Annotated in this window: 7 protein-coding genes and 3 pseudogenes; all 10 read left to right on the top strand. The window is 54.3% G+C overall.

The window, feature by feature from the left end; translation table 11 throughout:
* Positions 1–73: 73 nt before the first annotated feature.
* Positions 74–382, top strand: a pseudogene (locus ABZJ92_RS19430) (terminase small subunit); the annotation flags it as partial.
* Positions 354–2,281: pseudogene (locus ABZJ92_RS19425) on the top strand (phage terminase large subunit family protein). The pseudogenes ABZJ92_RS19430 and ABZJ92_RS19425, both read left to right, overlap by 29 nt.
* Complete coding sequence (locus ABZJ92_RS19420; RefSeq protein ID WP_000259004.1) at positions 2,265–2,468, top strand: phage head-tail joining protein; 204 nt, start codon at positions 2,265–2,267, stop codon at positions 2,466–2,468. Before ABZJ92_RS19425 ends, ABZJ92_RS19420 begins: the two are co-directional and overlap by 17 nt.
* A pseudogene (locus ABZJ92_RS19415) lies at positions 2,465–4,058 on the top strand (phage portal protein). Before ABZJ92_RS19420 ends, ABZJ92_RS19415 begins: the two are co-directional and overlap by 4 nt.
* Positions 4,048–5,553, top strand: coding sequence for a S49 family peptidase (locus tag ABZJ92_RS19410; RefSeq protein ID WP_001254019.1), 1,506 nt, complete (start codon positions 4,048–4,050; stop codon positions 5,551–5,553). The pseudogene ABZJ92_RS19415 and the gene ABZJ92_RS19410 overlap by 11 nt, the downstream one beginning before the upstream one ends.
* Before the next feature lie 36 nt (positions 5,554–5,589).
* Positions 5,590–5,937: a head decoration protein gene (locus ABZJ92_RS19405; protein WP_000256794.1), complete on the top strand. Its 348-nt coding sequence runs from the start codon at positions 5,590–5,592 to the stop codon at positions 5,935–5,937.
* A gap of 57 nt (positions 5,938–5,994) precedes the next feature.
* Positions 5,995–7,023, top strand: a complete 1,029-nt coding sequence (locus ABZJ92_RS19400; RefSeq protein ID WP_000522647.1) for a major capsid protein — start codon at positions 5,995–5,997, stop codon at positions 7,021–7,023.
* A gap of 51 nt (positions 7,024–7,074) precedes the next feature.
* Positions 7,075–7,461 (top strand): DNA-packaging protein FI, encoded by a 387-nt coding sequence (gene gpFI, locus ABZJ92_RS19395; protein WP_000201488.1) that lies wholly within the window; start codon positions 7,075–7,077, stop codon positions 7,459–7,461.
* A gap of 11 nt (positions 7,462–7,472) precedes the next feature.
* Positions 7,473–7,850 (top strand): head-tail joining protein, encoded by a 378-nt coding sequence (locus tag ABZJ92_RS19390; protein WP_000348593.1) that lies wholly within the window; start codon positions 7,473–7,475, stop codon positions 7,848–7,850.
* Positions 7,837–8,366 (top strand): phage tail protein (locus ABZJ92_RS19385; protein WP_353765458.1); only part of this gene is annotated, 530 nt, incomplete at its 3' end. The genes ABZJ92_RS19390 and ABZJ92_RS19385, both read left to right, overlap by 14 nt.

The raw sequence follows: 8,366 nt of genomic DNA, 5'->3' as shown, positions 1-8,366 counted from the left end.
CAGGGAAAAATATCATCAGATGGCTGCTTAAAAAAAGAACAAATGGTAGTGTCCGCTATTGCCAGTACACCTCAAACTACTCATTGCCAGATGGGAACTGACCGCAGAACAGGCTGTCGCACAGCAGTTAAAAAATCAGGTGTCAAAAGGAAATCTTATCGATACCGGATTTTGTATTTTTGCCCTTAGTAAGCTGGCGATGGCTTTATCCAGTACGCTTGACTCCATTCCTTTGTCCATGCAACGACAGTTCCCGGATTTAACGCCGCGTCATATTGATCATCTGAAAATCCTTATTGCTAAGGGAGCGAATCAGTGCGCGCGTGCGGGGGATAAATTACCGGATTTACTCGATGAATATATCAGAACAACAACTGAGTAATATGATGGTGGCAGTCACTATCGCACTGCAGCCACTGGTCAGGGTATTGCCGGTGACGGCTGTAGAATGGGCCGATCAAAATTATTACCTGCCTAAAGAATCGTCATACGGTGAGGGGGAATGGAAAACGCTGCAGTTTCAGGTCGCCATCATGAACTGCATGGGCAATGACGAGATTCGTACAGTTAACCTGATTAAATCTGCCCGTGTTGGTTATACAAAAATGGTGCTTGGTGTGATCGGGTATTTTATTGAGCACAAATCCCGCAACACTCTTCTTTTTCAGCCGACGGACTCAGCTGCTGAAGATTTTATGAAGTCTCACGTGGAAGCAACAATTCGTGATGTTCCTTGCCTGAAAAAACTTTCTCCCTGGCTGGGCCGGAAACACCGGGATAATACGCTCACACTGAAGCGTTTTTCCTCTGGTGTGGGGTTCTGGTGTTTGGGTGGTGCTGCTGCCAAAAACTACCGTGAAAAATCTGTCGATGTGGTCTGCTATGACGAACTCTCCTCGTTTGAACCGGATGTGGAAAAAGAAGGTTCGCCAACACTGCTTGGCGATAAACGTATTGAAGGTTCGGTATGGCCAAAATCCATACGCGGTTCAACGCCAAAAATTAAAGGCTCCTGTCAGATTGAAAAAGCTGCGAATGAATCTGCGCATTTCATGCGGTTTTATGTCCCTTGCCCTCATTGCGGGGAGGAGCAGTATCTGAAGTTTGGCGATGATGCGACGTCGTTTGGCCTGAAATGGGAGAAGGGTAAACCGGAAACGGTGTATTACCTGTGTGAACATAATGGCTGCGTGATCCGTCAGTCTGAACTTGATCAGACCGGGGGGCGCTGGATTTGTGACAATACCGGGATGTGGACGTGTGACGGTCTGACGTTTTTCAGTGCTTCGGGTAATGAAATTCCGCCGCCGCGCTCCATCACTTTCCATATATGGACGGCGTACAGTCCGTTCACCACCAGGGTACAGATAGTCTGTGACTGGCTGGATGCACTGAAAGATCCCAACGGCGTGAAAACTTTTGTGAACACCACGCTGGGCGAGACCTGGGAAGAGGCCGTGGGCGAAAAACTCGATCACCAGGTACTGATGGATAAGGTTGTGCCTTACACGGCAACGGTGCCTGTCCGGGTGGTTTATCTGACGGCGGGCATTGACTCGCAGCGAAACCGTTTTGAGATGTATGTCTGGGGGTGGGCTCCGGGAGAGGAAGCCTTTCTGGTGGATAAAATCATCATCATGGGACGTCCTGATGAGGAAGAGACGCTGTTACGTGTGGATGCGGCGATCAATAAAAAATACCGCCATGCAGACGGTACCGAAATGACCATTTCCCGTGTCTGCTGGGATATCGGGGGGATCGATGGCGAAATCGTGTATCAGAGGTCAAAAAAACACGGTATTTTCCGGGTACTGCCGGTAAAAGGTGCCTCTGTCTATGGCAAGCCGGTGATCACCATGCCGAAAACCCGCAATCAGCGGGGTGTGTATCTGTGTGAGGTGGGGACGGATACCGCAAAAGAAATTCTCTATGCCCGAATGAAGGCCGATCCCACCCCTGTGAATGAGGCCACATCGTATGCCATCCGCTTTCCTGATAATCCGGAGATTTTTTCGCAGACAGAGGCACAACAACTGGTGGCGGAGGAACTGGTGGAAAAGTGGGAAAAAGGAAAGATGCGTCTGTTGTGGGATAACAAAAAGCGGCGTAACGAAGCGCTGGACTGCCTGGTGTATGCCTATGCGGCATTACGTGTGTCCGTGCAACGCTGGCAACTTGATCTGGCTGTGCAGTTGCATCCCGCAAGGATGCAACTGCACAACCGACCCTTGAAGAACTGGCAGCGAAGCTGTCCGGAGGAGTGAATGGTTACAGTCGCTGAACTGCAGGCGCTGCGTCAGGCGCGCCTTGATTTATTAACCGGTAAACGGGTTGTGTCGGTACAGAAAGACGGTCGCAGGATCGAATATACGGCAGCGTCCCTGAATGAGCTTAACCGTGCGATCAACGATGCGGAGTCGGTTCTGGGTACGACCCGACGCCGCCGACCGCTGGGAGTGAGGTTATGAAACGAACGCCTGTCCTGATTGATGTGAACGGCGTTCCGCTTCGTGAGAGTCTCAGCTACAACGGAGGCGGCGCAGGATTTGGCGGGCAAATGGCAGAGTGGTTACCACCGGCGCAGAGTGCCGATGCGGCCCTGTTGCCTGCATTGCGTCTGGGGAATGCCCGGGCAGATGATCTGGTGCGCAATAACGGTATCGCGGCTAATGCGGTGGCCCTGCATAAGGATCATATCGTCGGGCACATGTTTCTTATCAGCTACCGTCTGAACTGGCGTTGGCTGGGGATGCGGGAGACCACGGCAAAAAGTTTTGTCGGGGAGGTGGAAGCAGCCTGGTCGGAATACGCAGAAGGAATGTTTGGCGAGATCGACGTGGAAGGGAAACGCACGTTTACGGAATTTATCCGTGAAGGGGTGGGCGTGCATGCCTTTAACGGCGAAATCTTTGTGCAGCCGGTCTGGGATACGGAAACCACGCAGTTATTCCGTACGCGTTTTAAAGCCGTGAGTCCGAAACGGGTGGACACGCCAGGACACGGTATGGGGAACCACTTTCTGCGGGCCGGGGTTGAGGTCGATCGGTATGGGCGGGCGATTGCGTACCATATCTGTGAGGATGATTTTCCGTTCTCTGGTGCCGGACGCTGGGAGCGGATCCCGCGTGAGCTTCCCACCGGGCGTCCGGCCATGCTGCATATTTTTGAGCCGGTGGAGGACGGGCAGACCCGTGGGGCTAATCAGTTTTACAGCGTAATGGAGCGGATGAAGATGCTGGACTCCCTGCAGGCCACGCAGCTTCAGTCGGCCATTGTGAAGGCGATGTATGCAGCCACAATCGAAAGTGAACTTGATACCGAAAAGGCATTTGAATATATCGCGGGGGCACCGCAAGGTCAGCAGGATAATCCGCTTATTAATATTCTGGAGAAGTTCACCCGCTGGTATGACACGAATAACGTGACGCTGGGCGGTGTTAAAATTCCGCACCTTTTTTCCTGGCGATGCGCTGAACCTGCAGACAGCGCAGGATTCAGACAATGGATTTTCGGCGCTTGAACAGGCGCTGCTGCGGTATATTGCAGCCGGTCTTGGCGTTTCCTACGAACAGTTGTCCCGTGATTACTCGAAGGTCAGTTACTCAAGTGCCCGCGCCTCCGCCAATGAGTCGTGGCGCTATTTTATGGGGCGGCGAAAATTTATTGCGGCCCGGCTGGCCACGCAGATGTTTTCCTGCTGGCTGGAAGAGGCGCTTCTTCGGGGGATTATTCGTCCGCCACGGGCGCGTTTTGATTTTTACCAGGCGCGTTCAGCCTGGTCACGGGCAGAGTGGATTAGCTCCGGAAGAATGGCCATTGACGGGCTCAAGGAGGTCCAGGAATCGGTGATGCGCATTGAGGCCGGACTGAGCACGTATGAGAAAGAACTGGCACTGATGGGCGAAGATTATCAGGACATTTTCCGCCAGCAGGTCAGGGAATCCGCAGAGCGCGAAAAAGCCGGACTCTCACGTCCGGTGTGGATAGCCCAGGCGTATCAGCAGCAGATAGCGGAGAGTCGCAGGCCGGAAGAGGAGACAACATCACGTGAGACGTAATCTTTCACATATTATCGCTGCGGCATTCAATGAGCCGCTGCTTCTGGAGCCCGCCTATGCGCGGGTTTTCTTTTGCGCGCTCGGGCGTGAGATGGGCGCAGCAAGCCTTTCGGTACCGCAACAGCAGGTACAGCTTGACGCTCCCGGGATGCTGGCTGAAACGGACGAGTACATGGCCGGAGGCAAACGACCTGCCCGTGTTTACCGGGTGGTGAACGGTATTGCTGTACTGCCGGTGACCGGCACGCTGGTACACCGGCTGGGTGGCATGCGGCCATTTTCCGGAATGACTGGCTATGACGGCATTGTCGCCTGTCTTCAGCAGGCAATGGCGGACACTCAGGTACGGGGCGTACTGCTGGACATTGACAGTTCTGGCGGGCAGGCCACCGGCGCGTTTGACTGCGCTGACATGATTTACCGTCTCCGGCAGCTGAAGCCTGTCTGGGCACTGTGCAATGACACGGCCTGTTCAGCCGCCATGTTACTGGCATCGGCCTGCTCCCGACGGCTGGTTACCCAGACATCCCGTATCGGCTCCATTGGGGTGATGATGGGCCATGTCAGCTATGCCGGTCATCTGGCACAGGCCGGTGTGGATATCACGCTGATTTACGCCGGATCGCACAAGGTGGATGGCAATCAGTTTGAATCCCTGCCAGCAAAGGTTCGCCAGGACATGCAGCAGCGCATTGATGCGGCGCGCCGGATGTTTGCTGAAAAAGTGGCGATGTATACCGGTTTATCTGTGGATGCGGTTATGGGAACAGAGGCCGCCGTTTTTGAAGGTCAGTCCGGTATTGAGGCCGAACTGGCGGATGAATTAATCAATGCGTCGGACGCCATCAGCGTGATGGCTGCGACGCTGAACACACACGATACAGGAGGCACTATGCCGCAATTAACTGCAACGGAGGCTGCCGCGCAGGAGAACCAGCGAGTGATGGGGATCCTGACGTGTCAGGAAGCGAAAGGACGTGAACAACTGGCCACGATGCTGGCAGGGCAACAGGGTATGAGCGTTGAGCAGGCCCGGGCGATTCTGGCCGTGGCGGCACCGCAACAATCTGGTGTATCTGCGCAGAGTGAAGCCGATCGCATTATGGCATGTGAAGAGGCGAAAGGACGTGAACAACTGGCGGCAACGCTGGCGGCGATGCCGGAGATGACGGTGGAAAAAGCCCGTCCGATTCTGGCTGCTTCACCGCAGGCGAATGCCGGACCCTCACTTCGTGATCAGATTATGGCCCTGGATGAGGCAAAAGGGGCAGAGGCGCAGGCTGAAAAACTGGCGGCCTGTCCGGGGATGACCGTGGAGAATGCCCGGGCTGTACTGGCGGCAGCCTCAGGCAGGGCAGAACCGGTTTCTGCATCCACAACCGCCATGTTTGAACATTTCATGGCGAACCATTCACCGGCAGCGGTACAGGGTGGCGTGCCACAGACGTCAGCAGACGGTGATGCGGACGTGAAAATGCTCATGGCCATGCCATGAAGTCAGTGCTGACCATCAATATGAGGTTTTTACAATATGGTAACGAAAACCATCACTGAACAGCGTGCGGAAGTACGTATTTTTGCCGGTAATGATCCGGCCCATACCGCCACAGGCTGCAGCGGGATTTCCTCGGCAACACCGGCTCTGACGCCCCTGATGCTGGATGAGGATACCGGGAAACTGGTGGTCTGGGACGGACAGAAGGCAGGCCATGTGGTTGGCATACTGGTACTGCCGCTTGAAGGTACAGAGACGGTGCTGACGTATTACAAGTCGGGGACCTTTGCGACGGAGGCCATCCACTGGCCTGAGAGAGTGGATACACACAAAAAGGCGAATGCCTTTGCCGGCAGTGCCCTGAGTCACGCAGCGCTGCCGTAACATTTTATCAGGTCACTGCGGTAGCCTGACTGATTTCTGAATGAAAGGAACTGATTTATGGGATTGTTTACGACCCGCCAGTTACTCGGTTATACCGAACAAAAAGTTAAATTTCGTGCGCTGTTTCTGGAGCTGTTTTTCCGCCGTACGGTGAATTTCCATACCGAAGAGGTAATGCTGGACAAAATTACCGGAAAAACGCCGGTGGCGGCCTATGTCTCCCCGGTTGTTGAAGGAAAGGTGTTGCGTCACCGTGGCGGTGAAACTCGTGTACTGCGCCCGGGCTACGTTAAGCCGAAACACGAATTTAATTACCAGCAGGCGGTGGAGCGTCTTCCCGGTGAAGATCCGGCCCAGCTGAACGGCCCGGCTTACCGTCGCCTGCGTATCATCACCGATAACCTCAAACAGGAAGAGCACGCCATTGTCCAGGTGGAAGAGATGCAGGCGGTGAATGCCGTGCTGTATGGCAAATACACCATGGAAGGAGAGCAGTTTGAAACTGTTGAGGTCGATTTTGGCCGGTCGGTGGGAAATAACATTACGCAGGCAGGAGGGACGGAGTGGAGCGCTCAGGACCGCGATACCTTTGATCCGACGCATGATCTGGATGCGTACTGTGATTTTGCTTCCGGCACCATCAATATTGCCATTATGGATGGTAAGGTCTGGCGTCTGCTGAATGGCTTTAAGCTGTTCCGCGAAAAACTGGATACCCGTCGTGGCTCAAATTCACAGCTGGAAACGGCAGTGAAAGACCTGGGGGCGGTGGTGTCCTTCAAAGGGTATTATGGTGATCTGGCAATCGTGGTGGCAAAAACGTCCTATGTGGCAGAGGACGGTACCGAAAAACGTTATCTGCCGGACGGCACACTGGTACTGGGAAATACGGCCGCAGAGGGTATTCGTTGCTACGGTGCCATTCAGGATGCGCAGGCATTGTCTGAAGGCGTGGTGGCGTCTTCCCGTTATCCGAAACACTGGCTGACCGTGGGTGATCCGGCGCGTGAATTCACCATGACGCAGTCCGCGCCGCTGATGGTGCTGCCGGATCCGGATGAGTTTGTGGTGGTGCAGGTGAAATAATCCGTGAGCGGGAGCTAAATGCTCCCGTTTTTCATTCAATCAGGAGCGGGTATGGCTACGAAAGAAGAAAACCTGAAACGTCTTTGTGAGCTGGCTGAGAGGCTGGGGCGTGAACCGGATGTCTCCGGTAGTGCGGCAGATATTGCGCAGCGAGTGGCGGAACTGGAGGAAGAGCTTGGAGATGCGGGGGAGGTCGCAGAGCCGGATACGTACTCACCATCGAAAGATGATCCGACCGCGCATAAAGGCGAGTCAGTTCCTGAACAGCCAGGCATTGTTACCGGAGACGAAACGGGGCAGGTTACGGTGGTGGCACTGGCGACACTGCATACAAAATGTAATGGTTCAGTGATATTTGTTTCACCGGGAACGTCGTTTCGTGTTTCTGCTGAGGTGGCTGCCAGCATGGCGGCAGGTGGTCTGGCAAAAAGGCAGTAACAGGAGATGTCGTGGACGGTTTCGATAATCTGTTTGATGCTGCGCTTGCCGGTGTCAATGAAGTCATTCTCCGTGATATGGGGATCAGCGCCGTCATTACGTCCGGAGAACTTGAGGGGACACACCTGACAGGGGTTTTTGATGATCCCGAAAGTATTTCTTTTGTTGCCGGGGGGATCCGGCTTGAGGATTCCTCACCGTGCCTGTTTGTGAAAACGGCAGATATATCGCAGTTACGCCGTCAGGATACGTTAACTATCGGGGATGATTCTTTCTTTGTGGATCGTATTACTCCGGATGACGGGGGATGCTGTTATATCCGGTTAAGGCGGGGCAGTCCTGCCCCACAGAATAATGCCAGAATGAGGCGATATGATGAAGGGACTTGAGAATGCCATCCGCAATCTGAACAGCCTCGATACCCGCATGGTGCCACAGACCAGCGCATGGGCGGTAAACCGTGTGGCGGCAAAGATTGTTTCTGTCGCCACACGGCAGGTTGCGCAGAATACCGTTGCCGGGGATAACCAGGTGAAAGGTATTCCCCTGAAAACGGTCAGGGAGCGTGTCAGGCTGCTTAAAGCCAGCCCCTCAGGAAAAATGTATGCCCGCATGCGTGTTAACCGGGGTAACCTGCCCGCCATTAAGCTGGGTACCGCACAGGTCAGACTGGCCCGCTCCCGGCATGGCAGCAACTCACGTCATCGTGGCAGCGTACTGAAAGTGGGGAAATACCTTTTCCGGGATGCGTTTATTCAGCAACTGGCGAATGGTCGCTGGCATGTGATGCGGCGTATTGACGGCAAAAATCGTTACCCCATTGATGTGGTGAAAATCCCGCTGTCCGGACCGCTGACACAGGCATTTGAAGATGCCCGCGACCGCATCATTGCTGCGGAAATGCC

The sequence above is a fragment of the Shigella sp. FJ200513 genome (assembly GCF_040495915.1).
Taxonomy (GTDB): Bacteria; Pseudomonadota; Gammaproteobacteria; order Enterobacterales; family Enterobacteriaceae; genus ECMA0423.
Note: the sequence above shows the minus strand (reverse complement) of the source record. Positions and strands in the feature narration are given on the sequence as shown.